The sequence below is a fragment of the uncultured Sphingopyxis sp. genome, assembly GCF_900078365.1.
Taxonomy (GTDB): Bacteria; Pseudomonadota; Alphaproteobacteria; order Sphingomonadales; family Sphingomonadaceae; genus Sphingopyxis.
On record NZ_LT598653.1, the window covers coordinates 325,768 to 350,523 of the forward strand.

Genomic DNA, 24,756 nt, shown 5'->3' on the forward strand with positions numbered 1-24,756 from the left:
CGATGACCATCCGCATCTTCCGGCGCGTTTCTGTCGCGCTGTCGCCGCTGGCCCTTCTCGCCGTCTGCTCCGCGCCGCTCCTCGCTACGGAAGCGGCACAGCCCGCCGCGAGCGCCCCCGTCAACCCGCAGGGCGAGGCCGCAAAGGCCTGGAATTTCGCGGCCAGCGACATAGCGGTCGATCCGAACATCGTCTTCGGCGTGCTGCCCAACGGGATGAGATATGCGCTGCTCAAAAACAGCACGCCCAAGGACAGCGTCGTGCTCCGCATGCGCTTCGACGTCGGCAGCTTCGCCGAAGCCGACGACCAGCGCGGCCTCGCCCATTTCCTCGAACATATGGCGTTCAACGGATCGACCAACGTGCCCGAGGGCGAGATGATCAAGCTGCTCGAACGCAAGGGCCTCGCCTTCGGCGCCGACACCAACGCCTCGACCGGCTTCGACGAGACGATCTACAAGCTCGACCTGCCGAACGCTTCGGACGACCTGATCGACACCGGGCTGATGCTGATGCGCGAGACCGCGAGCGAACTGACGATCGACCCGGCGGCGGTCGACCGCGAACGCGGCATCATCCTTTCCGAACGGCGCGCGCGCGACACCTATCAGCTGCGCAGCCTGATCGACCAGCTCGACTTCCAGATGCGGGGAATGACGGTGGCAAGCCGCATCCCCGTCGGCACCGAACAGGTAATCCGCACCGCGCCCGCCGCGCGCATCCGCGACCTCTACGACCGCTATTACCGCCCCGAGCGTGCGACGCTGGTGATGGTCGGCGATTTCGATCCCGCGGCGGTCGAGGCGAAGATCAAGGCGCGTTTCTCGGACTGGAAAGGGCGCGGCCCCGCGGGCGCCGATCCCGACATCGGCGATGTCGATTACGACCGCGCGGCGGCGGCAGACGATTTCGTCGACCCCGCGATCCAGGATTCGGTGACGATCGCGCGCTTCAAGCCCTGGGCCGACGAGCCCGACACCAAGGCGAAACGCGCGCGCAAGCTCGCCGAGGATGTCGGCGAGGCGATCGTCAGCCGCCGGCTCGCGAAGATCGCGCTCACCGAGGATTCGCCGATCCTGACCGGCTATTTCAGCGACGCGTCGGGCTGGAAGAAGTTCGACCAGGTCACCGTCGGAGCGGTCGCGAAGGAAGGCGCGTGGAAAGAGGCGCTCGCGCTCGTCGAGCAGGAACAGCGCCGCGCCGTCGAGCATGGCTTCACCCAGGCCGAGGTCGACGAGCAGCTCGCGATCCGCCGCACCGCCTTCCGCAATGCCGTCGCGGGCGTGACGACGCGGCGCAGCGAGACGCTCGCCGACGCGCTGGTGTCGGCGGCCGAGGGCGATTTCGTCTTCACGCGCCCCGAAACCTCGCAGGCGCTGTTCGAGGCGGCGGCGCCGTCGCTCGATGCCGCCGCGGTGACCGCCGCCTTTCGGGCGCGTATGGAGGGGCTGAGCCCGCCGCTCGCGCGCGTGACGACGAAGGTCCCGGTCGAGGGCGGCACCGCCGCGATCCTCGCCGGCCTGCAGGCTTCGATGAAGGTGGCGGTCGCTGCGCCGACCGAAGCCGCGAACGCCGCCTTCGCCTATGATGATTTCGGCACGCCGGGGAAGATCGTCAGCGACGAACGCGTCGACGATCTCGGCATCCGCCGCATCCGCTTCGCCAACAATGTGATGCTCAACATCAAGACGACCGATTTCCAGAAGGACAAGGTCATGCTGTCGCTGCGCGTCGACGGCGGCAATCTGCTCGCGACACGCGACGATCCGACCAAAGTTGCGCTAGCCGGTTCACTGATGTTGGGCGGACTCGAGGCGCACAGCTATGACGAGCTGCGCTCGATCCTCGCGGGCAAGACGATCAGCCCGGTCTTCGGCAACGCCACCGACAGCTTCGGCGGCAGCGCGGTGACCTCGCCCGAGAATTTTGCGCTGCAGGCCAAGCTGATGGCGGCTTATCTCACGCACCCCGGCTATCGCGCCGACGGCCTCGCGCTCATCCGCCGCGTGCTGCCGCAGCAATATGCCGCGAACGACGCGACCCCGGCGGCGGTGCTCGGCCGCGATGCGGGGGGCATTCTCGCCAACGACGATCCGCGGTCGCAGACCCCGCCCCTGGAAAGCGTGATGGCGCTCGACTGGGCACAGCTCGAACCCGTCATCGCCGACAGCTTCGCGCATGGCGCGATCGAAATCGGCGTCGTCGGCGACATCGGTGAACAGGCGGCGATCGACGCGATCGCCGCGACCTTCGGCGCCTTGCCCGAACGTCGCGCCGCCTTCGATCCGCGCGCCGACGCGCGCGTCCGACAATATGCGACCGACCGCAGCGAACGCACGCTGATCCACAAGGGGCCCGCCGAGCAGGCGGAATTGCGCGTCTATTGGCCGGCGCGCGACGACAGCGACCTCGCCGAGGCGATGCGGCTCAACCTGCTCGCGCGCGTGATGCAGCTGATGCTGACCGAGGAACTGCGCGAGCGGCTCGGCGAAAGCTATAGCCCGCGTGCCGCGGCGAGCCTGTCCGACGAATTTCCGGGCTATGGTCATCTCTTCGCGGCGAGCAACGTCGATTACAAGGATCTGGCGACGACGCGCGCGGCGATCTTCGCCATCGCGAAGGAACTGCGCGACAAGCCGGTCGACGCCGACCTCATCGACCGCGCGCGCCGGCCGCTCGTCGAGGCGATGGTCAAGGCGCGGCGCGAGAACAGCTATTGGCTGACCTATGTCGCCGAAGCCACGACTCACGCCGACCGCCTCGACCGCAGCCGCAACGGGATAGCCGAGGTCGAGGCGGCGACGCCCGCCGAACTGCAGGCGCTCGCACGCCGCTACCTCGCCGACGACAAGGCGCTGGTGATCAAGGCGGTGAGCGACAAGGCGGGAAGCTGACCAGCGGCGTTCGGGGCGGATGGCGGTTTTCCGCCGAAAAGCGGCCGAAGCGCGATTGCTCTCTCCCCTTCAGGGGAGAGATACGAAGGCTTGCCGGTTTTACCGGCTAGCCGAAGTTGAGAGGGGCTTGAAACGCTTCGGCCCCCTCTCCCAACCCTCTCCCCTGAAGGGGAGAGGGCTATGGCCGCTCACCACCCCCCTTTCGGCCATTCCAGCCCGGCCGACCCCAACATCCGGAATCCGCACGCCGCCGTCCTGCCCCCGAAATCCGACTATGCCCTTGGAACCGGCGGCAAATACGGGCATCGTCGGCGAACGGATCGAAATGCGCCGCCATGGCGTTCCGATTCCGATGGTCAAGACAGGGAGCAGCAAGATGACGACGCGTTCGCACCATAAGCATTTCATCGCGGGGGGCTTCGTCCTCGCCGGGGCGCTGGCGCTCGCCGGATGCGCCGGGACGGGCGGGAAGGCGACGAGCACGCTGCCGCCCGCCGACGCCCATGCCCAGCTGACCGATTCGAAGGGCGCCGATCGCGGCCGCGCCGACATCTATCGCGACGCCTCGGGCCTGCGCATCGAACTCGTCGCGCGCGGCTTCGGTCCCGGCACTTACGGCATGCACGTCCACGCGGTGGGTCAGTGCGTTCCGCCCGACTTCGCGAGCGCGGGCCCGCACTGGAACCCGACCGGCGCACAGCATGGCCGCGAAAATCCGATGGGCGCGCATCATGGCGACCTGCCCAATCTCGTGATCGAACCCGACCAGATCGGCCGTGCGACGCTGCGCCTCGTCGGCTCGCGCTTCGAGGGCGACGGCGGGCTGCTCGACGCCGACGGCGCCGCCTTCGTCATCCACGCCGGGCCCGACGATTACAAGACCGACCCCAGCGGCAACAGCGGCGGCCGCGTCGCCTGCGGCGTGATCGTCCGCGGCGGCGGCGAGTAAACTCGCCGCCCGCGCGCCGGCCCTAGGCCGGCGCGCTCGCCGCGGCGGCGCGTTCGGCGATCGTCGCTTCTGCCCCCGGCACCGCGCGATAGGCATAGAGCAAGAGCGCGACGGCGATCGGCGCGACGCCGATCAGCGACAATATGCCCGTGCGCAGGTCGCCGACCGGCTTGCCGTCGACGATGGTCCCGGCAAGGTCCGAAATCTGCCCGACCATATAGGGGCCGAACGACAGGCCGACGAGCGTGGTGCCGAGGAAGAAGGCGGCGGTCGCCGTGCCGCGCATCCGCGGCAGCACCAGATCCTGCGTCGTCGCCGCCGCGGCGCCGAGCGCCGCCGCGCCGAACATGCCGGCGAGGAAGTTCATGACATAGAAGAGCGTGCCGTTCGCGGTCGTATAGCCGATCCAGATCGGGACGATCGGCGCGACGACGCCGAACAGGATCATCAGGATGCGCCCTGCGGGATTGCGCGCGCGCAGCGCGTCGGCGACGCGGCCGCCGATGATCACCCCGACGAAGCCGGCGACCGCGCCGTTCGCGCCGAGGATGAAGGCGAGTTCCTGCTTGGGCAGCCCGAGCACGATCTCGGCATAGGGGGCCGACCAGAAGGCGATGGCATAGGCCGCGAGCGCGACGAGGCCATAACCCAGCGTCGTGCAGAGGAACGCCGGGGTGCCCCAGATCAGCCGGAAGGTCGCGGGGTCGTGCGCGCGCAGCGTGCATGCCCAGGAAAAGACCGCATAATAGCCGATCCCGACCGCCGACCATTGCGGGAGATTGCCCGTCAGCTCGATCATCCACCAGGCGAAGGCGGCGATCGCGGCGGCGAAGCCGAGGTTGATCGCCAGCGCCGCGGGGCCGCGCTTCGCGGCGCCGATCAGCGTCAGCGGCGGCACGATCATCGACAAATCCTTGCCGAATTCGCGGAAGGGCGTCGGCGAACTCGGGCTCGGGGTCCCGTCCATCGCGCCGCGCACGGGTTCGCGGAGGCTCGCGACCCACAGCGCGAGCAGCAGCCCGGGGACGCCGACCGCGAGGAAGGCCGCCTGCCAGCCGACGAGCCCCATGGGCCCGCCCGCGGGATAGGCGTTGTTCCACGCCTCGACGATCAGCGCGCCGATGAACAGCGGGAAGGTGGTGGCCGAGGAGCGCTTGCCGGGCCAGCGCGCCGATGAACAGCGACACGCCGCCGCCCAGGTAAAGCCCCGACGAATAGATGGCGAGCGCGGTCGCCTTCTGCCGCTTCGGAAAATAGTCGGAGATCAGCGAATAGGCGGTCGGGCTCGCGGTCGCCTCGCCGACGCCGACGCCCATGCGCGCGAAGGTCAGGGTGAGCTGGTTATAGGCGAGGCCCGATGCCGCGGTCATCGCCGACCACAGGGTCAGCCCGATCGACAGCAATTTGACGCGGCTCCAATTGTCGGCGAGCCGGCCGAGCGGGATGCCGAACAGGGCATAGAAGACCGCGAAGGCCGCGCCGCCGAGGAAGCCCATGTCGCCGTCGGAGAGGCCGAGATCGGCCTTGATGTCGACTGCGAGGATGCTGATGATCTGTCGGTCGATGAAATTGAGGATATAGACGACGACGAGCACCGACAGGACGTACCAGCTGTAACCGGTGGCTTTCGGCTCGGCCGGGGCCGGGACGCCGGACATGTCGTTTTCGCTGGCGGTATCGGCCATCTGGCAACCCTCTCCCTCATCCATTATCTGTTTGCGATCCATCGCTAGCAGAGCCGGGCGCGGGCGCAAGTTGAAAGTCGGTTCAACTTTATACGGAGGCAAATCGAACATGCGCGAAGATGGAGACATTGCGAAACCCGCGATCCTCTTCCTCTGCCTTGGCAACATCTGCCGCTCGCCGCTCGCCGAAGGCGCGGCGCGCGCCGCTTTCGCCCGTGCCGGGATCGACGTCCGGCTCGATTCGGCGGGGACGGGCGACTGGCACGTCGGCCATCCGCCCGACGACCGCGCGCAGGCCGAGGCGCGGCGCCGCGGCATCGACATATCGGGATTGCGCGCACGCCAGTTGTCGGCGGACGATTTCTACGATTTCGACCTGATCCTCGCCGCCGACGAGGCGAACCTGCGCGACGCGCGGGCGATTCGCCCGGCCGATGCGACCGCCGACCTCCGGCTGATGCTCGATCTCCTCCCCGGACGCGGCGGAGAGGGCGTGACCGATCCCTATTATGGCAGGGACGACGGCTTCGCGGCGACGTGGGACGATGTCTCGGCGGTCGCCGCGGCGCTCGTCGCCGAATTTTCGTCCAACGGATAACGCGCGACCGGATGATAGCGTGAGCCGCCATGGCCCATTTCGCTTTCATAGAGTGTGACATGGCCGAATGCGAACGGCGGGCTCGCAAGATCGCTGTTCTGCGCGAGGAAGGGCGCGACCGGCCCGGACGCCCGGTTCAGCCGCGCGAGCGTGATATGCGGAACGAAAGCGCGCGTTTCGGGCGCGACCCCGACGCGCGCGAGCAGCTGATCGACCTTGCGGTGCAGCGCGGCGAGCAACTCGTGCGGTTCGACCCCCGCCCAGACCATATGTGGCCGGTCCTGCCGCTCGAACAGGCCGACTCCGTTGATCCGCGCGGTCACGGCGGGCGCGTAAAGCGCGCCCAGCGCCGCGGCAATATCCTCGGCCCGATGGCGATCGACCTCGCCGATGAAGCGCAGCGTCAGGTGAAGCTGCTCGTCGCTTTGCCAGCGCGCGCCCGAAATGCCGTGCATCGCCGCGAGCAACAGGGTGCGGACCGGACGCGGCGGGCGCAGCGCGACGAACAGGCGGTGCGTGGACATGCCCGACAGCATAGGCGGCGATGCGTCGCACCGCGACCCCCGTTTGCGCGCGGGGCAATAATGTTGCTGGAATGTTGCTGACGTCCGGTTTCGCTTGAAACCCGCGGGCAAACCCCCGATATTGTCGACACGGCCGGTATGGGCTGGCCGGTTATGGAGATGCAAAATGGCGAATTGGAACGACCCCAATATGGCGGCTTCCGGTTTCGGGGCCGGCGCGAACGCAATGGACCAGGCCGTCGATGCCGGTCTGCGGTCGTACATGCTGTCGGTTTACAATTATATGGGCTCGGGCGTGCTGCTGACCGGCATCGTCGCGATGCTGGCGTTCAACAGCGGCTTTACCGCCTCGATGATCGGCAGCCCGCTGATGTGGGTGGTGATGCTCGCGCCGCTGGCCTTCGTGCTGGTGCTGAGCTTCGGCATCAACAAGCTCTCGACCGGCGCCGCGCAGGCGCTGTTCTGGGTCTATGCCGCGGTGATGGGCTTGTCGATGTCGACGATCTTCCTTGCCTTTACCGCGACGTCGATCGCGACAACCTTCTTCGCGACCGCGGCGGCGTTCCTCGGTCTCAGCCTCTATGGCTATACGACCAAGAAGGATCTGTCGGGCTTCGGCACCTTCCTGATCATGGGCGTCGTCGGCATCCTCGTCGCGATGCTGATCAACATGTTTGTGCAGTCGACCGCGCTCAGCCTCGCGATCAGCGTCATCGGCGTGCTGCTCTTCGCAGGGCTGACCGCCTATGACACGCAGAAGATCAAGAGCATGTATTTCTATGTCCGCGGGACCGACTTTGTCGGCAAGTCGGTGGTGATGGGCGCGCTGACGCTCTACCTCGACTTCGTCAACATGTTCACCTTCCTGCTCAACCTCTTGGGCAGCCGCGAATAAGCGGACCGGACACGGACGACATCAGCGAGCCCGGCGGAGCGATCCGCCGGGCTCTTTCTTTGGCGATTATGTCGTTTGCAAACAGGGTAATGGTATGGCCGGAAGCGGACGTTGAGAGAAGAAAGCCCCTCCCCTTCAGGGGAGGGGTTGGGGTGGGGGCCATCGGCCTTGCGCGAGGCCGATAGCCCCCACCCCACTGCGACTAGGCAGCAAGCTGCCAAGTCTTCGTTGCCCCTCCCCTGAAGGGGAGGGGCTTGATGGAACCTAACGTCGCTCCCCACCCCAAAAGCGCCGTCCTGCGGCACGTTTGCGATCGATATAATCGCCCTCCTTCTTGGGCGGTGCGGGCTTTCGGGCAGCCGCGCCTGTATTATTCGAATAAAACCCCTTGCCAAGCATGCGCTACAAATGTAGCACGCTACAAATGTAGCGCATGAGGTGATTCGAATGCTGTCCAGTCTGCCCCCGCGGGAACGCGAAATCGTCGACATATTGTACGAGCGCGGCGCGTCCACGGTCACCGAGATCGGCGATGCGCTCGCCGACCCGCTGTCGGGGTCGGCGATCCGCGCGATGCTCAAGCGGCTCGAGACCAAGGGTTTCGTTGTGCGCGAAGGGTCGGAGCGCGGCTTCGTCTATGCGCCGAGCGTGTCGGACAAGACCGCGCGCAAATCGGCGCTGAGCCAGGTGGTGCGGGTCTTCTTCAACGGATCGGCGACGAGCGCCGCCGCGGCGCTGCTCGGGATGCAGGACGAGATGACGGGTGACGAACTCGACGAGCTCGAAAAGATGATCGCCAAGGCACGCGAAGGGAGAGGGTGATGCTGACCGCCGCCATATTGCTGAGCCTCGCCTGGAAATCGGCCGTCGTCGCGGCGCTGACGCTGGCGCTGCTCCGCCTCGCGCGGGCGCGCTCGGCGGGTGAACGGTCGATGATCGCGCATGCGGGGCTCGCGGCGCTGCTCGCGCTGCCTGCCGCGATTCTGCTGCTGCCGCAATGGGCGCCGCTGCCCGCGAGCTGGTTTGCCGCGTCCGCTCTCGAAACAGGGGCAACCGGGGGATCGGCGATCGATCCGGCCGCCGCCACGGCTTCAGTCCCTGTCGTGGTGGATCGGGCCGGATCGACGCCGATCGTCGTCGACTGGAGCGACCTTGCCCCCTTTCTCTATCTTGTCCCGCTCGTCCTGCTGTGCGGAGTGATGGCGCTCGCGGTCGTGCGGCTGTTCGCGATGCGCGGACGCGCCGAGATATTGGTCGAACGCTCGTGGCTGTCGGCGCTTGCCGAAGCGCAGCGGCGGATGGGGTTCAAGCATGGCACCGCGCTTCTGGTCAGCAAGGAGCTGCGTTCGCCGATCAGCTGGGGCGTGCTGCGCCCGACGATCGTGCTGAGCCCGAAAGCCGTCGCGGCGGCGGGGGAGGCCGAGGCGATCATCGCGCATGAGCTGGCGCATGTCGCGCGGCTCGACTGGGCGAAGCTGCTCGGCGCGCGCATCGCCTGCGCGGTCTTCTGGTTCAATCCCCTCGTGTGGATGCTGGCGCGCGAGAGCCATCAATTGCGCGAGGAAGCCGCCGACGACGCGGTGCTGATGGCCGACATCGACGGCCCCGACTATGCGACGCTGCTGGTCGGCGCGGCGCGCCACGACAATCAGGGCGCACTGCTCGCCGCGCATGGCGTCGCGCCGGGCAAGAACAGCCTGAAGCGCCGGATCACTCGCGTACTCGACGGCAGCCTGCGGCGCGGCCCGGCGAGCGCGAGCTGGATGCTGATGAGCCTCGTGCTGCTCGCCGGCGTCACCGCGCCGCTCGCCGCCTTTTCGGCGACGGCGAAGCCCGAGGCGGCGGCGGATGTCCACGCTGTCGCCGCCTCCACCACAACAAAGACAAGCGCGACGTCGCAGGCGGCTGCGGTTGCAAGCGACGCCACGGTCGAGGGGGCCGCGACGGCCACGTCGAAGCCGCTGACCGCCGAACAGCTCGTCGGGATGCGCGCGGTCGGCGTGACCCCCGAATATGTCGAGAAATTGCGCGAAAGCGGCGGATCGATCGACGCCGACGACATCATCTCGGCCAAGGCAAGCGGGATCGACCCCGCCTATATCCGGCAGATGCGCGCCATCATTCCCGGCGCCGGCTTCGACGATCTGGTCGGCGCGCGCCATGTCGGCGTCGATGCGGCCTTTGCCCGCGACATGCGGTCGCATTTTCCGGGGGTGGGGATTGACGATCTGATCGCGCTGAAGGCGATGGGGGTCGACTGCGATTTCGTCACCGAGATGCAGCGGTCGGGCGTCAGGATGCGCGATGCCGACGATGCGATCGAATTGCGCGCGGTGGGCGCGTTCCGGCCCAGCGCGAAGGCCCGTCCCCCGGCAACGCCGCGACCGGTCGCAAAGGCGGTGCGCGGCGGCGATGTCGCGGTCCTCGACATGGAACGCGGCGTGATCGAGGCGCGCCGCGCCGATGGCCGGATCGCCCGGATCGAAATACCCGCAACGCCCGAACCCCCGGCGCCGCCTACCGCGCCCGACGACTGACGCCCGGACGTTCGTCCGAACGCGCCGACGATTGATCGAAACCTTGTTTGAAAAACGCCGCTGCGGCGGCGAGCGATGACGCTCGCCTGGCGCACGGAGGGAGGAGTGCACCATATGAAGGCCCTGTTTTTTGCCGGCGGTACCGCGCTGCTGTCGATCCTCGCCTGTTCGGCGCCGAGCGCCGCCGCCGATCCGCTGGTGCTGACCGACGTGCGCTGGGTTGCCGAGCCTTCAAGCGGGAAGAAGGACGCCCCGCGCATCCGCATCCAGCACCGGAAATCGAGCAGCGACCAGAGTTTCGATGGCTCGCGCCCCTATTTCGCCGGCGCCGAAGCGGCGCTTCGCCGGACAACGCCGGGACCCGTCAGCTTTCGGGTCGCGCACGACGCGGGCACCTTGTCCTGCACCGGCACGCTGACGCGCGCTTTCGAGGGGCAGGGCGAATGCCGTTTCACCTCCGATCCCGCGTTCGAACGCCAGCTCGCCGAGCGCGGCCTCGCGCCCGACCAGCGTTCGTCGCTGCTCGCGATGCTGCTCGTCGATGCCTCTATCGAGCTGGCCGACGGGCTGACGCGCGAGGGCGTGCGGCCGAAGGACGCCGACGACCTGATCGCCGCCGCCGCGCTCGATGTGCGGCCCGAATATGTGCGCGACCTCAAGTCCGAGGCACTGGTGCTCACTGACGTCGAGGATGCGATCGCGTGCAAGGCGCTCGGCGTCGATGGCGCCTATGTGCGCGGGCTCGCCGCGGCGGGGTATCGCAAATTGAGCGCCGACGAGGTCGTGGGCATGAAGGCGATGGGCGTGACGGGCGAATATGCGCAGGCGATGAACCGCGCGGCGGGGGGCGCCAAGTGAGGCGAGCGACCAGCCTCGCGGCGATCGCTGCCGCGCTTTCCAACCCGGCACTGGCGCAGGAGACGGCGGTGCCGAGCGGCGATACGCCGCCGCCCGCCGCGACCGAGATCGCGCCCACCGCGACCATGCCGGCGCGGCAGGTCTACACCCCCGCCGACTTCACGCGCTACGCGCCCGTCAACGCGTATGACATGCTGAACCAGGTGCCGGGTTTCCAGATCCGCGACAGCGAGGAACTGCGCGGGCTGGGACAGGCGACCGGCAATGTGCTGTTCAACGGCAAGCGGCCATCGAACAAGGCCGACGACATGTATACGCAGCTCTCGCGCATCCCCGCGGGCAATGTCGAGCGGATCGAGATCGTCGATGGCGCGACGCTCGATATTCCGGGCTTGTCGGGGCAGGTCGCCAATATCGTCTATCGCGCCGACGGCATTTCGGGGCAGTTTTCGTGGAAGCCGCAGTTCCGCCCGCACTACACCGACCCGTTGTTCACGCGCGCCGACGTGTCGGTGCGCGGGCGGTCGGGCGAGATCGAATATGAGGCGTCGCTCAACAACGACGATTCGGCGCGCAGCGGCGCGGGCGGCCCCACGCTCATTTACGATGGCGCGGGCCATATCATCGAGCGGCGCAAGGATATCTGGCACACCCATTATGACACGCCGAAGCTGTCGGGGCGCATCACATGGGATCCGGCGGGCGACACCGTCGCCAATTTCGGCGGCCATTATCAGCGCAAATATGACCGCTATTATGAGGATGGCGTGCGCAGCGGCCCGGGGCTGCCCGACAGCATCCGCACCGTGCGCGAAAAGGCCGACAGCTGGAATTACGAGATCGGCGGCGATTACCAGTTCGGGCTCGGACCGGGGAAGCTCAAGCTGATCGGGCTCCGCCGCTTCAGCCACGAACCCTATCGCCAGGAAATCGTGACCACCCCCGAAGGCGGTATCGCCACCGGCGACCGCTTCATGCAGACGGGCGACCTCGGCGAGACGATCGGGCGCGGCGAATATCAATGGAAGATGTTCGGCGGCGACTGGCAGCTCTCGGGCGAGGCGGCGTTCAACACGCTCGACAATGTCGCGTCGCTCGCGGTGCTCGATCCCTCGGGCGATTTCGTCGATATTCCCTTCGAAGGCGGCACCGGCGGGGTGAGCGAGGATCGCTATGAAGGGCTTTTGAGCTTCGGCCGCAAGCTGACCGACAAGCTCAATTTCCAGATCATCGCCGGCGCCGAACATTCGACGATCACCCAGACCGGCGCGAACGGCCTGACGCGCAGCTTCTTCCGGCCCAAAGGATCGATTTCGCTCGCCTGGGCGCCCTCGGCCGATTTCGATATATCGGTCAAGCTCAGGCGGCGCGTGCTGCAGCTTTCCTTCTACGACTTTCTCGCGCGCGCCTTCCTCAACGACGGCAACCAGAATGCGAGCAACAACGACCTGCGCCCCCAGCAGGACTGGACCTACGAGGGCGAGATCAACAAGAAGCTGGGTCCCTGGGGGTCGACCAAGCTGATCTTCATCTACCGCGACGTCGAGGATCGCGTCGACGTGATCCCGATCGGCGAGACGGGCGAGGCGGTCGGCAATATCGCGAAGGCGAGGGCGGGCGCGATCGACTGGACCTCGACCATCAACCTCGACCCCGCGGGGCTGAAGGGAGTGCGGCTCAACACGCGCCTGCTGCTGCAGAAAAGCTCGCTGCGCGATCCCTTCACCGGCGAGAAGCGGCAGTGGAGCGGCTTCACCGACACCGTCGTCGAACTGGGCCTGCGCCACGACATTCCCGCGAGCGACTGGGCGTGGGGCGGCGACCTCGAATATTCGCACTACCAGCCCAATTACCGCCGCAACCAGACCGACAAGGTCTGGGAAGGACCCATATGGGCGTCGCTGTTCGTCGAGAACAAGGATGTGTTCGGCCTCACCGTTCGCGCCCAGATCTCCAACATGGTGAACGCCCGGTCGAAACGCGACCGCACCGTCTATACCGGGGTGCGCGGCGACAGCCCGGTTTCCTTCATCGAGCAGCGCGACCGGCTGATCGGGCCGATCTTCGTCTTTTCGGTGCGCGGGACATTCTGACGGGTTGGGCTCTGATCTTGTCTTGGCCTAATCGTCATCCCGGCGAAGGCCGGGATCTCGCCGGTGCGTCAGGTCGAGATGGTGAGATCCCGGCCTTCGCCGGGATGACGAAACAAGGAAGACGGTGTTTCAGCCTGACCCGATAATGTTAGGATTCATATGACGGCGCGCCGCATCAAAATCTATTTCGACGGCGGATGCCGGCCCAACCCGGGCAGGATGGAAACCGCCGTCGTCACCGGCGGCGCGGCCGTCGTCGTGCGCGACGCGGGGATCGGCAGCAGCCAGGATGCCGAGTGGCTCGCGCTGATCGCGGCGCTGCGGCTGGCGCGCGACCTGGCGCTGGAGAATTTCATCCTGCTCGGCGACGCGGCGGGGGTGGTGGCGCAAGCGAACGGCGCGGTGCGCGCCCGCGGCGGGGCGGCGGAGCATCTCGCCCGTTTCCGCGCGCTCGCCGAAGGCGGGCCGGCGCCCGCCGTGCGTCATATCAAGCGGACGCAGAATCTGGCGGGGATCGCGCTGGCGCGCGGGCGATAGCGCCGAAAGGCTGTCAAAAAGCCTCACAAACTGTTAAATGCCGGTCGCCTATCCTTGGCTGATTCAATGGAAGACCAGCGCGTTGAAGCCAACCCATCCCTTGCCCGTCCATCACAGCTGGCCGCTCTACGAACGCACGCGTTTTTTCGAGCTGGGGCAGTTGCATCGGTGCGAGACGCTCGATCCGATCCCCGACGTCGTCGATGTCGCGGCGCGGCTGGGGCCGGGGCGCATCGGAATCGGGCAGTGGGAATGCGACCTCACCGACAATGACCGGCTGAGCTGGTCGGACGAGGTCTATGATATTTTTGGCATCCCGCGCGGGGCGTCCGTCCGGCGCGAAGAGGCGGCGGGGCTCTATGCCGAGGGATCGCGCGCGGCGATGGAGAAACTGCGCGCCTATGCGATCCGTCACCGGCGCGGCTTCACACTCGACGTCGAAATCTGCCCCGCAGAGGCGCCGCGCCGCTGGATGCGGCTGATCGCGGCGCCGCTGTGCGAGGGCGATCGGATCGTCAGGCTGCAGGGCCTCAAATTGCGCCTTCCGGGCTCGGCTGACCCCGAATTTTGAACCGTTCGATCAACCGAGCCTGAGAAACAACCGTTCTGGCAGTATTGGCGGCCGCTTTCGTTGACGCGTTCGCGGCTTCGACGCAGTCGATCACGGGACCAGACGTTGAGGGCGCCGAAGGGCCAGCACGCCTGATTCTTCCATTCAAACCCCGAAGGCATTCGCCCCGCATATGAAGTTTTTTAATCGGTTTGCGTCGGCCGCGCACAATATGGCTATCGACCTCGGGACGGTGAACACCGTCGTCTATGTGCGCGACAAGGGCATCGTCCTCAACGAACCCTCGGTCGTTGCGCTGGAAACGCGCGACGGCGTCCGCCGGGTCAAGGTCGTCGGCAACGAAGCCAAGCCGATGATGGGCAAGACCCCCGACAATATCCAGGCGATCCGCCCCTTGCGCGACGGGGTCATCGCCGACATCGACGTCGCCGAGCAGATGCTCAAGCACTTCATGGACAAGGCGCAGGGCGGTGCGAGCCGCTTCGTCCAGCGCAGCCATGTCGTGATCTGCGTGCCGTCGGGATCGACGATGGTCGAGCGCCGCGCGATCCGCGACGCCGCGAGCAATGCGGGCGCGGCATCGGTGCAACTGATCGAGGAATCGCTCGCCGCCGCGATCGGCGCCGGGCTGCAGGTCGCCGAGCCGAGGGGGGCCATGGTCGTCGACATCGGCGGCGGCACGACCGAGGTCGCGGTGCTGTCGCTGAGCGGCATCGCCTACAGCAATTCGGTGCGCGTCGGCGGCGACAAGATGGACGACATGATCTCCTCCTTCATCCGCCGCAAACATAATCTGATGGTCGGCGAAATGACCGCCGAGCGCGTGAAGATGACGATTGGCTGCGCGACCCCGCCGGCGGGCGACGGCATGGTCATGGGCGTCAAGGGCCGCGACCTCGTCACCGGCCGCCCCGCCGAGGTGCGGGTGACCGAGGCCGAGGTCGCCGAGGCGCTCGCCGAACCCGTCGGGCAGATCGTCGGCGCGGTGCGCGCGGCGCTCGAACAGACGCCGCCCGAACTGTCGGCCGACATCATCGACGAAGGCATCACGCTGACCGGCGGCGGCGCGCTGCTACGCCGCATGGATCAGGCGATCGCGCGCGCGACCGGGCTGCCGGTCACGGTCGCCGACGATGCGTTGATGTGCGTCGCGATGGGTGCGGGACGCGCGTTCGAGGACCGCACCTATCACGGCGTGCTGATCGCGGCTTGACAGGGTTCCGAGCGGCCGTGAATGGCTGGTTCGGGGTAGAGAGCTGCCATTTCCTATCTTCGTCATTCCCGCGAAAGCGGGAACCCAGAGCGTGCGTCGGCTGACCCCGCACTGGGTTCCCGCTTTCGCGGGAATGACGAGTTATGGGATACCAAGCGTCGCATTTTAGTCGCAACCGATCATCGCCGCCAGTCAGGCGCAGGCGTCGATCGCGGCCATATGCTTCGCCTTGTCGGCATCGCTCAGGAACGAGCCGGTAAAGCTGTTGCGCGCGAGCGTCAGCAGTTCGTCCTTCGACAGGTCGAGCGCATCGGCGACCGCCTGGTAATTGGCGCCCACATAGCCGCCGAAATAGCTGGGATCGTCGCTGTTTACCGTCGCCTTGAGGCCCGCATCGAGCATGGTCTTCAGCGGATGGGCGGCGATGTCGCCGACGACGCAGAGCTTGAGGTTCGAGAGCGGGCAGACGGTCAGCGTCATGCCTTCGGCGGCGAGCCGCGCGACGAGCGCGGGGTCCTCGAGGCTGCGATTGCCATGGTCGATGCGATCGACCTTCAAGAGATCGAGCGCTTCGCGGACATATTCGGGCGGCCCTTCCTCGCCGGCGTGCGCGACGGTCTTGAGGCCCAGTCGCTTCGCGCGTGCGAAGACGCGTTCGAACTTGGCGGGAGGATGCCCGACTTCGGACGAGTCGAGCCCGACGCCGGCGATGCGATCGAGATATGGCAGCGCCGCGTCGAGCGTCGCTTCGGCCTCGTCCTCGCTGAGGTGGCGGAGAAAGCACATGATGAGCTTCGACGTCATGCCGTAGCTCGCTTCGGCATCGTCGAGCGCGCGTGTGATGCCCGCGACAACGGTGCCGAAGGCGACGCCCCGCGCCGTGTGCCCCTGCGGATCGAAGAAAATCTCGACGTGCCGGACATTGTCGGCATGCGCGAGCGCGAGGTAAGCGGCGGTCAGGTCATGGAAGTCCTGCTCGCGGTGGAGCACGCCCATGCCCTGATAATAGATGTCGAGAAAATCCTGGAGGTTCGAGAAGGCATAGGCCGCGCGCACTTCCTCGACGCTGGCAAAGGGGATCGCGACCCGGTTGCGCTGCGCCAGCTCGAACATCAGCGCGGGTTCGAGCGATCCTTCGATATGGAGGTGCAGTTCGGCCTTGGGCAGGCCCGCAATAAAGGCGGCGCGTTCCTCGCGCGAGGCGAAACCCTCAGGCATTTGGCGCCTTCGCTTGCCCGAGGATGATCGCCGCCTCGGGCTTGTGACGGCGGATTTCCTCGACCGTCAGCCCGTCGATCTCGTGCGGGAAGATCAGCCACCGGTCGGTTTCGTGAACGAAGAAATCGGGGCGGAGGTCGGTGACATTGCGCCCCGGCTTGAACCAGACGGTCGCGATGCGGATGTCGCGCGGCATATTGTGGCGGCAGCGCGCCTTCAATTCGGCGATGAAGGCGCGGATGCTGCGACCGCTGTCGAAGACATCGTCGATAATCAGCAGCCGGTCGTCGGGATTGAGCGTGTCGATCAGGTAGCCGAGCGCGAACACCTTCACTTGCGGGTCCTGCTGGTCGATGCCTTTGTAGGAGGAGGTGCGGATCGCGATATGGTCGCAATGGTGGCCGTGATAGTCGAGCAGTTCCTGCACCGCGATCCCGACCGGCGCGCCGCCGCGCCAGATGCCCACGAGGTGCGTCGGCCTGAAATCGCTGCCCACCACCTGCATCCCGAGACGCAGCGAGTCGGCGAGCAGTTCGTTGGCGCTGATGAAGATTTTGTCGTCGCTCATGGAGAGCGGAGTAATCTTCCGGGCGGGACGCCGCAAGATGGGGCGGTATTGGGGTGGGGAGTTGCCATAGCCCTCTCCCCTTCAGGGGAGAGGGTTGGGAGAGGGGGCCGAAGCGGCTCATACCCCTCTCAACTTCGGCTAGCCGGACAAGCCGGCGAGCTTTCGTATCTCTCCCCTGAAGGGGAGAGAGCAATCGCGCTTCGGCCGCTACCGGCCGCCAGCCGTCTTCAGCGCATGACGCCCTATTTCCGCACCGCAGCGCTCTTGTCGCGGATCGCCTTGAACTCGCTGCCGGCTTTCCACCCGGGCCAGCGTGCCGAACGCGCCAATTCATTACCGATCCGATGGAAAATCTCGATGTCCTGCACCGCGCCGTCGAGGTTCCAGTCGGGTCCCCAGGCGTCGCACGCCTGATGATAGCATTTGCCCGTATAGGCATCGACCCACGCCTGTCCCGCTTCCTTGCCACCCTCGACGAGATCCGACGCGCCCGCGATCCCCATCATCAACAGGACGGGCACGCCGCGCTTGGCGAGACTGAAATGGTCGGCACGGTAGAAGAGGCCGCGTTCGGGCAGACTCTCGACGCTGACCGTGCGCCCTTGCGCCGCCGCAAAGCGAGCGAGATCGTCCTCGAGCGTGCCCTGTCCCTTGCCGACGAGGACGACGTCCTTGGCGCGGCCGGCGGTCTGAAGGATGTCGAGGCCGAGGTTGGCGACGGTCTTCTCGAGCGGGAAGAGCGGCTTTTCGGCATAGGCTTCGGATCCTAGCAGCCCGCGCTCCTCGGCGGTCCAGAAGGCGAAGGCGATCGTGCGGTCGGGCGGCGGCGCCGCCTTGAACAGCCGCGCGATCTCGAACAGCCCCGCGACGCCGAGCGCGTCGTCGTTGGCGCCCGCGCGATAGATGCGGCCCTCGCTGTCGGGCGGACCTTCTCCATAGGCGTCCCAATGCGCGCCATAGATGACGACCTCGTCGGGGCGTTTCGCGCCCGAAATCTTGGCGAGGACATTCTGGCTCTGCACGACCTCCTGCGTCACGGGGATCGCGGCGTCGAAGCTCGTGCCGAGGTCTACGGGCGTGAAATCCTTGCGGCGCGCCGCGACGCGCAATTTCTCCAGATCCTGCCCGGCATCGGTGAAGAGTTTCGTCGCCATTTCGCCGGAGATCCAGCCCTGCAGCGCAAGGCTCGTCACCTTTTCGGGCGGCACGACGAGACCGTAATTTTCGCCGCCGCCGCTCTTGACGACGTTCCAGCCATAGCCGACGCCCTCGGCGTCGTGGACGATCAGCGCCGCGACCGCGCCGCGGCGGGCGGCTTCCTCGAACTTATAGGTCCAGCGGCCGTAATAGGTCATCGTCCGGCCACCGAATTTGCCGAACGGATCCTCGCCCTTGGCCGCGACGAAATCGGGATCGTTGATCAGGAAGACCGCGACCTTGCCCTTCAAATCCTGCCCCTTGAAATCGTCCCAGCCGCGCTCAGGGGCGCTGACGCCATAACCGACGAAGACCATCGGCGCGTTCGCCACCACCGCCTTGTCCTTGGGCTGGAGCGTCGAGACATAGATGTCGGTGCCGAAGGTCAGCGGCGTCGCGGCGCCCTTGCGGCCGAAGGCCAGCGTTTCGGGCGCGCCGAGGCGCGTGTGGAGCAGCGGCACCGGCTGCGTCCAGCCGCCGTCGACGCCCGCGGGTTCGAGCCCCATCGCCTCCAGCCGGCCGATCAGATAGCCGACCGTGCGCTCCTCGCCGACCGTCCCGGGGGCGCGGCCCTGAAACTGGTCGGAAGCAAGCGTGCGCACGGTTTCGGTGAGATTGGCGGCGTCGATACCCGTTTGGGCTGCGGCCGGCGCGGCGATGGCGGTGAGGAAAAGGGCGGCGGCAAGGTGCGTTTTCATGGAAGCTTTCCGGTTTGTCAGCGGTCGAGGCGGTTGGAAAGCCGGGTCTTAGCATGGCAGGGCGCATTGTGAACCGCTGGCGCGGGCTGTCGGGCGCGCGGTGTGGCGGGGTTCGGCTTAAAGCGCCGCCAGCAACGCCGCCAGCGTCGCGGCCGTGATCGCGAACAGCACCGCCACGCGCGGTCCATAGACGCGCAGGAGGCGCGCCGTTCGGGGCTCGGCGGGCGGCCAATCGGCGATGACAGCGGGACCGGCTTCCTCCCGCACGTTGGCGAGGCGCTCCGGAACGCCCGGGCGTGACGAAAGGTCGGGTCCGCTGATCCCGCTCGCCAGCGCGAGCTTTTCGAAGGCGACCGCCATCTTCTCTTGCTTGAGAATGCCGGCGACACGCGCCTGTCGCGAATCGTGTGACGAGACGGGGAGCGCGCCGACGAGGCGTTCGACCTCGGTATCGAGCGCGTGCAGGTCGTCGATCGCCTCCATCGCGCGCGACCGGTCGCCGCGTTCGAGCGCGAGTTGCAGCCGCGTCAGCGACAGAAGGCCGACGCGGCAGAACTGGAGCCCCAGTGCGTAGTCTTCCGCCGTCGGCGGGCCGCCGTGACGGACCGGGTCGGGCTCGTGCCGGGTCGAAAGGGCGCTCATGATCCTTGCTCCTGTCTTCACCCGCCCCCGTGCGACCGACTAGAGAGAAGATGCGCGGGCGCGGAAGCCCCGATCCGGCCCGCTGTGCCCCGGATACGCCGGACGGTGGCGCGGCCCGGGACTTCGGGTTTGAAAGCAAGAAACGGAGCGCGGACCGGCGTGCGCAATGGCATTGCCGGCGCATGACGAAGATCATGGAAACACGCATCGGCGCGCCTATCGAAATGCCGAAAGGAGACCCGATCGCCGCGGCGCTCGATCGTGACGGATGGGCGATGCTGCCGGGGTTGCTGAGCGGCCCCGAATGCGACGGCACCGCGGCGCTCTATGCGCGGGATGCGGGGTTCCGCAGCCATGTGTTCATGGCGCGGCACGGCTTCGGACGCGGCGAATATCGTTATTTCGCCTATCCGCTGCCGCCGCTGGTTCAGGCTTTGCGGGGCATGCTCTATGCGCGGCTCGCGCCGATCGCGAACCGTTGGCACGAGCGGATGGGGATGGCGGCACGCTTTCCGGCCGATCATGCCGAATTCCTCGCGCGCTGCCACGATGCGGGACAGCGGCGGCCGACGCCCTTGCTGCTGCGATATGGCGCGGGCGACTATAATTGCCTGCACCAGGATCTCTACGGCGAGCATGTGTTTCCGCTGCAGGTCGCCATCCTGCTGTCCGAGCCGCAACGCGATTTCACCGGCGGCGAGTTCATCCTGACCGAACAGCGGCCGCGGATGCAATCGAGAGCCGCGGTCGTGCCGCTGTGGAAGGGCGACGCGGCCGTCTTCGCGGTGAATGCGCGGCCGGTGCGGGGATCGCGCGGCGACTATCGCGTGACGATGCGCCACGGGGTCAGCGAAATCCGGTCGGGGCGGCGGCATACGCTGGGCCTGATCTTCCACGACGCGGCGTGAAGGGCGCGAACGGCCGAAACTAGCTGTCGCCCCCGCGAAGGCGGGCGGCCGCTGTCGGTTTACGCGGGCGCCGCTGATTAAGGCCGCTGGCGGCCCCCGCCTTCGCGGGGGCGACGGTTATAGGCAACGTCCGCTTCCTACCCTCAAGCGGACCCGATCGATCGCCCGCCTATTTCCCCGCCGGCCGCGTCCAGCCCTTCCGGTATTTCTCGAACCAGGCGAGGATCGCCGCGGCCTTGGCGGCCGATTGCGACGGGCGTGCCGCGATGCCGCCGTGGCTGGCGCCGGGCACCTTGACGAGCGCGGTGGGCACGCCGCGGAGGCGGAGCGCGGTGTAATATTGTTCGGATTCGCTGACCGGGGTGCGATAATCCTCGGCGCCGACCACGACCATCGTCGGGGTTTCGACATTGCCGACGAGCGACAGCGGCGAACGCGACCAGTAAAGCTCGTGATTCTCCCACGGCTGCGCGCCGAGCCAGTAGCGGCCGAAGAAAGCGGGGCCGTCGGCGGTGAGCGCCTGCGTCGTCCAGTTGATCACCGGCTTTTGCGTGACCGCCGCCTTGAACCGGTTGGTCTTCCCCACGATCCAGCTCGTCAGCACACCGCCGCCCGAGCCGCCGGTGACGAACAGCGCATCCGGGTCGGCGACGCCGAGTTCGATCGCGCGGTCGACGATCGAGATCAGGTCGAAATAGTCATTGCCCGGATAGGCCTTGTCGATCTCGTTCGCGAAGGCCGCGCCATAGCTCGTCGAACCGCGCGGATTGGCCGAGAGCACGGCATAGCCCGCGGCGGCGTAGAGCTGGTTGTCGGTCGCGAAATGCGGGCCATAGGCCGCGAAAGGGCCGCCATGGATTTCGAGGATCAGCGGCACGCGCTGGCCCTCGACATGGCCGGGCGGCAGCGTCAGCCAGCCCTCGATCGTCTTGCCGTCGTGGCTGGAGGCGGCGGTGATCTTGCGGACCTCGCCGAGCGATTTCACTTCGCGCAAGCTGCGGTTGAGATCGGTGAGCATGCGCGCCGATCCGCCGCGCGCCAGCTGAACTTCGGCGGGGCGGGTGGGGGTGCCGCCGGTGAAGGCGATCGCGCCGTCGTCCGACACGGTGAAGCTGCCGCCGGTATAGGGGCGGTCGAGCCCGCCGCCCGACAGGCCGGTCGCGGCGGTGCGCACCGATCCGTCGAGGGCGATGCGCGCGACCTTCGTCTCGCCATGGTCGTCATATTGCGCATAGACGCTGCGTCCGTCGCCGGCCCATTCGATCGCGTCGATGCCATGGTCCCAATCGGCGGTCAGGCTGCGCTGGCCCGATCCGTCGCGGTTCATCACATAGAGCTGGGTGTTTTCATAAGCGCGCAGTTTGTCATCGAAACCGAGGTAAGCGATCTTGCCGCCGTCGGGCGAGACGATCGGGTTCGCGTCGGGGCCGTTGCGGTCGGTGAGCGCGGTGACTCCGCCGCTCTCGACGTCGAGCGCATAGATTTCGCTTTCGACCGGATCGCTCTCCCAGTCGGGGCGCCGGTTGGCGGCGAAATAGAGCGTGCGGCCGTCGCGCGACCAGCTCAGGGGGCCGCCGTCGTGATAGGGGCCGAAGGTCAGCTGGCGCGGCGAGCCGCCGGTCGCGGGGACAAGGAAGATTTTCTCGAAGCCGGGTTCGAGATAGCCCTCGCCGTCGGCGCGATAGGTGAGGAGGTCGCGCACTTCGAGCGGTTCGGCCCATTTCGCGCCCTCGGGCTTGTTCGCGGGGGCGCTGCCGAATTTCGGTCCCTCGTCCTTGACCAGCATCGTATAGGCGATCGAGCGGCCGTCGGGCGACCAGGCGATACTCGACGGGCTGGTCGGCAGGCCGGTGAGGCGCACCGCTTCGCCGCCGTCCATCCAGCGGACCCAGAGCTGCGCGCTGCCGCCCTCGGTCGACGCGAAGGCAAGGCGCTTGCCGTCGGGCGACCAGCGCGGCGAAAAGGCACCGCCCTGCCGGCCGGCGATCGGCGTTTCCGCGCCGGTCCGGGTATCGATCAGCCAGATCGAGCTGACCGCGCGGTCGGTCATGATGTCGTTCGCGCGGCGGACATAGGCGATATGGCGGCCGTCGGGGCTGATCTGCGGATCGGCGGCGATCGCGAGGTCGAACAGGTCGGCGCCGGTGAAGCGGCGGTTGGGGGCGAGCCTCGCGCTGCCGACGGCGGAGGCCGACATCGCGGCGGGAGGCTCGGCCGGCGCGGCGGCTTCGGACGGCGGGGCGGCGGGTGGCTGTTCTTCCTGCGCGAGGCTGATCTGCGCGGTGAGGGCGAGGAGGCTCGCCCCGAACAATGCCAGTTTGCGCATGAAATATTTCCCCTTTTTGCGACGGAGGTGGTCTGGACTTTTCGAGGATGCGGGTCAACCGCCCGTTCCATCGTCACCCCGGACTTGATCCGGGGCCCATTCACGCGACGTCGGGAAGAATGGATCCCGGATCAAGTCCGGGATGACGAAAGCGGGCTTTGGGAAAAGTGCCTACCCGTCCCGCCCGTAAACGTCGTCGCGGAAGGCGATGCCGCGCTCCGTCGCCTTGGCGGTGATATAGGTGAGGTAGACGGGCACCTCGACCGGCAGCGGCACCGCCTGTTCGGGCGCCTTCGACTTGGTGTTGATCGAGCGGTGGAGCAGCCACTGGCCGAGCCTGGCCGCATTTTCGAGCCGGATGCAGCCGTTCGAGAAATGGCGGTCGGGCTTGGCGAGCAGCGCGCGATCGGGCGTGTCGTGCAGATAGATGCCGTCGTCGTTGGGGAAGAGGAATTTCACCTTGCCCATCGAATTGCTCTTGCCGGGCAGTTCGCGCAGGCGCAGCACCTGCTGGCCCGCGGCGACGGCGGGCCAGTCGATCTCGGACGATTTGAGCTTGCGCGGATTGGGGCCCCAGTCGGACAGCGCCTCCATGCGCAGCGACGCGAGGCTGCGTCCCGCGAGCACTTTGGGCGCGATGCTCTTTTGCGCGAGATAGTCGGGAACGTTCCAATAGGGGTTGAGGATCGCCCATTGCAGCTTGCCCGCGAGCATCGGCGTCTGCGTTTCGGGGGCGCCGACGACGACCTTCATCACGCCCACGCGCTTGCCCGACCCATAATACCAGAGCTGGCCCGACGAAGCGTCGACGACGATATGGTGCGTGTAGGGGCCGGGCAGGATGCGGGTGCGGTCGAGGTTGAGGCGAAGGCGGTCCATCACCTCCTCGGGCGCGCCGCCGCCCTGCGCGCGGCGCATCAGGGTGCGGAGGCGGACATAATGTTCGCTCATCCAGCCCATATTTTTCATGTAGTCGCCGAAATCCTTCGGAAAGGCGGCTGCGCGGAGGGTGGTTTCGGTGTCGGCCTTCCTCGGCTTCAGCGACTTGTCGGCATAGTCCATCTTCGCATCGCCGGGGCGGCGCATGTCGCGGACATAGCGTGCGAAGGCATTTGACAATTCGACCTCGGCGCGCGCGAGGGCGCGCGGATCGCCGCCGCGCGAACGGGCGATCGCGCCCTCGAGATCGCGCACGTCATAGGATGCGGGCTTGAGGCCGTCGAAGCGCGCGGTTGAAAGATAGCCGAGCAATATCGCGGCTTCGGGCCCGATCTTGCCCGCGCGAACCCATAGCGGCTTGTAGCCGCGCGCGGCATAGAAGCGTTTGACGTCGCCGCGGGCCTCCTCGCGGATCGCGCCCGCCAGTGGGGCACTTTGGGCGGCGGGCGCGGCAAGCGCGGGCGGCGCGAGCGTGCCGCCGAGCGCCAGCAGGGTCAGGAACAGGGGAGCGCAGCGGCGCCGCGCCCCCCGAACGGGCGCCATCAGCCGCGTTCTCCCACCTGCGTCGGGGCGGGCGGCGGCGGGGGCGGCGGCGGGGTGTAGTTCGGATGATAGATACCGTCGGCGGTGTAATAGCCATCGATGATGCCGTCGCCGTCGCGGTCGGCGGCGATGCTCCCGGGAACCGCGCCCGGCGGCGGAGGCGGCGGGGCCGCGGCGATTTCTTCCTGCTGCGAACAGGCGGAGAGTGCGAGCGCGCCGAGCGCGCTTATCAAGACGGGTTGGAAACGCATGAGACCACTCCTTTTTGATACGGCCGGAAATCGCTTTCCGGGCGCGAGCGCCCAACCCCGGGATCTCTGCCATGCCCACGGCCGGCGGCACGTCGTCCATCCCGCGATCAGG

Annotated in this window: 20 protein-coding genes and 1 pseudogene; 12 read left to right on the forward strand and 9 right to left on the reverse strand. The window is 67.3% G+C overall.

The window, feature by feature from the left end:
- Positions 1-2 precede the first annotated feature (2 nt).
- Complete coding sequence (locus QZL87_RS01540; protein WP_295322943.1) at positions 3-2,894, forward strand: M16 family metallopeptidase; 2,892 nt, start codon at positions 3-5, stop codon at positions 2,892-2,894.
- A 274-nt stretch (positions 2,895-3,168) separates the two neighbouring features.
- The gene (locus QZL87_RS01545; RefSeq protein ID WP_295322946.1) at positions 3,169-3,843 is read left to right on the forward strand and encodes a superoxide dismutase family protein; all 675 of its coding nucleotides are present in this window, start codon (positions 3,169-3,171) and stop codon (positions 3,841-3,843) included.
- Positions 3,844-3,865: 22 nt separating this feature from the next.
- Here QZL87_RS01545 and QZL87_RS01550 read toward each other — a convergent pair.
- Positions 3,866-5,501, reverse strand: a pseudogene (locus QZL87_RS01550) (MFS transporter).
- Between the two features lie 136 nt (positions 5,502-5,637).
- On the opposite strand from QZL87_RS01550, the gene QZL87_RS01555 reads away from it, so the two are divergent.
- Complete coding sequence (locus QZL87_RS01555; protein ID WP_295322949.1) at positions 5,638-6,126, forward strand: low molecular weight protein-tyrosine-phosphatase; 489 nt, start codon at positions 5,638-5,640, stop codon at positions 6,124-6,126.
- Here the strand turns inward: QZL87_RS01555 and thpR are convergent.
- The gene (thpR, locus tag QZL87_RS01560; RefSeq protein WP_295322951.1) at positions 6,036-6,650 is read right to left on the reverse strand and encodes an RNA 2',3'-cyclic phosphodiesterase; all 615 of its coding nucleotides are present in this window, start codon (positions 6,648-6,650) and stop codon (positions 6,036-6,038) included. The genes QZL87_RS01555 and thpR overlap by 91 nt on opposite strands.
- Positions 6,651-6,816: 166 nt before the next feature.
- Between thpR and QZL87_RS01565 the strand changes: the two genes are divergently transcribed.
- From QZL87_RS01565 to QZL87_RS01600, 8 genes are all read left to right on the forward strand, one after another.
- Positions 6,817-7,545, forward strand: coding sequence for a Bax inhibitor-1/YccA family protein (locus QZL87_RS01565; protein ID WP_295322955.1), 729 nt, complete (start codon positions 6,817-6,819; stop codon positions 7,543-7,545).
- Between the two features lie 447 nt (positions 7,546-7,992).
- On the forward strand, positions 7,993-8,367 hold the full coding sequence (locus tag QZL87_RS01570) for a BlaI/MecI/CopY family transcriptional regulator (RefSeq protein WP_295322957.1): 375 nt from the start codon (positions 7,993-7,995) through the stop codon (positions 8,365-8,367).
- Positions 8,367-10,082, forward strand: a complete 1,716-nt coding sequence (locus QZL87_RS01575; protein WP_295322959.1) for a M56 family metallopeptidase — start codon at positions 8,367-8,369, stop codon at positions 10,080-10,082. Before QZL87_RS01570 ends, QZL87_RS01575 begins: the two co-directional genes overlap by 1 nt.
- A gap of 114 nt (positions 10,083-10,196) precedes the next feature.
- Positions 10,197-10,940 carry a hypothetical protein gene (locus QZL87_RS01580; RefSeq protein ID WP_295322962.1) on the forward strand — a complete coding sequence of 248 codons (744 nt, stop codon included), beginning with the start codon at positions 10,197-10,199 and terminating at the stop codon, positions 10,938-10,940.
- Positions 10,937-13,033 carry a TonB-dependent receptor plug domain-containing protein gene (locus tag QZL87_RS01585; protein ID WP_295322965.1) on the forward strand — a complete coding sequence of 699 codons (2,097 nt, stop codon included), beginning with the start codon at positions 10,937-10,939 and terminating at the stop codon, positions 13,031-13,033. The genes QZL87_RS01580 and QZL87_RS01585 overlap by 4 nt, the downstream gene beginning before the upstream one ends.
- A 159-nt stretch (positions 13,034-13,192) precedes the next feature.
- Positions 13,193-13,570 (forward strand): reverse transcriptase-like protein, encoded by a 378-nt coding sequence (locus QZL87_RS01590; RefSeq protein ID WP_295322967.1) that lies wholly within the window; start codon positions 13,193-13,195, stop codon positions 13,568-13,570.
- Between the two features lie 82 nt (positions 13,571-13,652).
- The gene (locus QZL87_RS01595; RefSeq protein WP_295322969.1) at positions 13,653-14,141 is read left to right on the forward strand and encodes a hypothetical protein; all 489 of its coding nucleotides are present in this window, start codon (positions 13,653-13,655) and stop codon (positions 14,139-14,141) included.
- A gap of 172 nt (positions 14,142-14,313) precedes the next feature.
- Positions 14,314-15,354 (forward strand): rod shape-determining protein, encoded by a 1,041-nt coding sequence (locus tag QZL87_RS01600; RefSeq protein ID WP_295322972.1) that lies wholly within the window; start codon positions 14,314-14,316, stop codon positions 15,352-15,354.
- 192 nt (positions 15,355-15,546) lie between these two features.
- Here QZL87_RS01600 and QZL87_RS01605 read toward each other — a convergent pair whose 3' ends face one another.
- From QZL87_RS01605 to QZL87_RS01620, 4 genes are all read right to left on the reverse strand, one after another.
- Positions 15,547-16,572: an adenosine deaminase gene (locus tag QZL87_RS01605; protein ID WP_295322974.1), complete on the reverse strand. Its 1,026-nt coding sequence runs from the start codon at positions 16,570-16,572 to the stop codon at positions 15,547-15,549.
- Entirely contained in the window at positions 16,565-17,140 is a 576-nt protein-coding gene (locus tag QZL87_RS01610) for a phosphoribosyltransferase family protein (protein WP_295322977.1), read from the reverse strand. The genes QZL87_RS01605 and QZL87_RS01610 overlap by 8 nt, the downstream gene beginning before the upstream one ends.
- 242 nt (positions 17,141-17,382) lie before the next feature.
- Positions 17,383-19,035: a M20/M25/M40 family metallo-hydrolase gene (locus QZL87_RS01615; protein WP_295322980.1), complete on the reverse strand. Its 1,653-nt coding sequence runs from the start codon at positions 19,033-19,035 to the stop codon at positions 17,383-17,385.
- Positions 19,036-19,152: 117 nt separating this feature from the next.
- Positions 19,153-19,677, reverse strand: a complete 525-nt coding sequence (locus QZL87_RS01620; protein WP_295322982.1) for a hypothetical protein — start codon at positions 19,675-19,677, stop codon at positions 19,153-19,155.
- A 224-nt stretch (positions 19,678-19,901) separates the two neighbouring features.
- Here QZL87_RS01620 and QZL87_RS01625 point away from each other — a divergent pair, with 224 nt between their 5' ends.
- A complete protein-coding gene (locus QZL87_RS01625) occupies positions 19,902-20,585 on the forward strand; it encodes a 2OG-Fe(II) oxygenase (RefSeq protein ID WP_295327106.1) in 684 nt (227 codons plus the stop codon).
- A gap of 169 nt (positions 20,586-20,754) precedes the next feature.
- Here the strand turns inward: QZL87_RS01625 and QZL87_RS01630 are convergent, their stop codons facing one another.
- The 3 genes from QZL87_RS01630 to QZL87_RS01640 form a co-directional block, all read right to left on the reverse strand.
- Positions 20,755-22,911, reverse strand: coding sequence for a S9 family peptidase (locus QZL87_RS01630; protein ID WP_295322985.1), 2,157 nt, complete (start codon positions 22,909-22,911; stop codon positions 20,755-20,757).
- 171 nt (positions 22,912-23,082) lie between these two features.
- Positions 23,083-24,393 (reverse strand): L,D-transpeptidase family protein, encoded by a 1,311-nt coding sequence (locus QZL87_RS01635; protein WP_295322989.1) that lies wholly within the window; start codon positions 24,391-24,393, stop codon positions 23,083-23,085.
- Positions 24,393-24,644 (reverse strand): hypothetical protein, encoded by a 252-nt coding sequence (locus QZL87_RS01640; RefSeq protein ID WP_295322991.1) that lies wholly within the window; start codon positions 24,642-24,644, stop codon positions 24,393-24,395. The genes QZL87_RS01635 and QZL87_RS01640 overlap by 1 nt, the downstream gene beginning before the upstream one ends.
- Between the last annotated feature and the right edge of the window lie 112 nt (positions 24,645-24,756).

Bases quoted from the DNA above. Each gene is read 5' to 3' on its own strand.
- QZL87_RS01600 (WP_295322972.1), top strand. From the start codon at position 14,314: ATGAAGTTTTTTAATCGGTTTGCGTCGGCCGCGCACAATATGGCTATC.
- QZL87_RS01625 (WP_295327106.1), top strand. From the start codon at position 19,902: ATGCCGAAAGGAGACCCGATCGCCGCGGCGCTCGATCGTGACGGATGG.
- QZL87_RS01615 (WP_295322980.1), bottom strand. From the start codon at position 19,035: ATGAAAACGCACCTTGCCGCCGCCCTTTTCCTCACCGCCATCGCCGCG.
- QZL87_RS01590 (WP_295322967.1), top strand. From the start codon at position 13,193: ATGACGGCGCGCCGCATCAAAATCTATTTCGACGGCGGATGCCGGCCC.
- QZL87_RS01610 (WP_295322977.1), bottom strand. From the start codon at position 17,140: ATGAGCGACGACAAAATCTTCATCAGCGCCAACGAACTGCTCGCCGAC.
- QZL87_RS01575 (WP_295322959.1), top strand. From the start codon at position 8,367: ATGCTGACCGCCGCCATATTGCTGAGCCTCGCCTGGAAATCGGCCGTC.
- QZL87_RS01580 (WP_295322962.1), top strand. From the start codon at position 10,197: ATGAAGGCCCTGTTTTTTGCCGGCGGTACCGCGCTGCTGTCGATCCTC.
- QZL87_RS01605 (WP_295322974.1), bottom strand. From the start codon at position 16,572: ATGCCTGAGGGTTTCGCCTCGCGCGAGGAACGCGCCGCCTTTATTGCG.
- QZL87_RS01635 (WP_295322989.1), bottom strand. From the start codon at position 24,393: ATGGCGCCCGTTCGGGGGGCGCGGCGCCGCTGCGCTCCCCTGTTCCTG.
- QZL87_RS01565 (WP_295322955.1), top strand. From the start codon at position 6,817: ATGGCGAATTGGAACGACCCCAATATGGCGGCTTCCGGTTTCGGGGCC.
- QZL87_RS01640 (WP_295322991.1), bottom strand. From the start codon at position 24,644: ATGCGTTTCCAACCCGTCTTGATAAGCGCGCTCGGCGCGCTCGCACTC.
- QZL87_RS01630 (WP_295322985.1), bottom strand. From the start codon at position 22,911: ATGCGCAAACTGGCATTGTTCGGGGCGAGCCTCCTCGCCCTCACCGCG.
- QZL87_RS01570 (WP_295322957.1), top strand. From the start codon at position 7,993: ATGCTGTCCAGTCTGCCCCCGCGGGAACGCGAAATCGTCGACATATTG.
- QZL87_RS01540 (WP_295322943.1), top strand. From the start codon at position 3: ATGACCATCCGCATCTTCCGGCGCGTTTCTGTCGCGCTGTCGCCGCTG.
- QZL87_RS01555 (WP_295322949.1), top strand. From the start codon at position 5,638: ATGCGCGAAGATGGAGACATTGCGAAACCCGCGATCCTCTTCCTCTGC.
- QZL87_RS01545 (WP_295322946.1), top strand. From the start codon at position 3,169: ATGCCCTTGGAACCGGCGGCAAATACGGGCATCGTCGGCGAACGGATC.
- QZL87_RS01620 (WP_295322982.1), bottom strand. From the start codon at position 19,677: ATGAGCGCCCTTTCGACCCGGCACGAGCCCGACCCGGTCCGTCACGGC.
- thpR (WP_295322951.1), bottom strand. From the start codon at position 6,650: ATGTCCACGCACCGCCTGTTCGTCGCGCTGCGCCCGCCGCGTCCGGTC.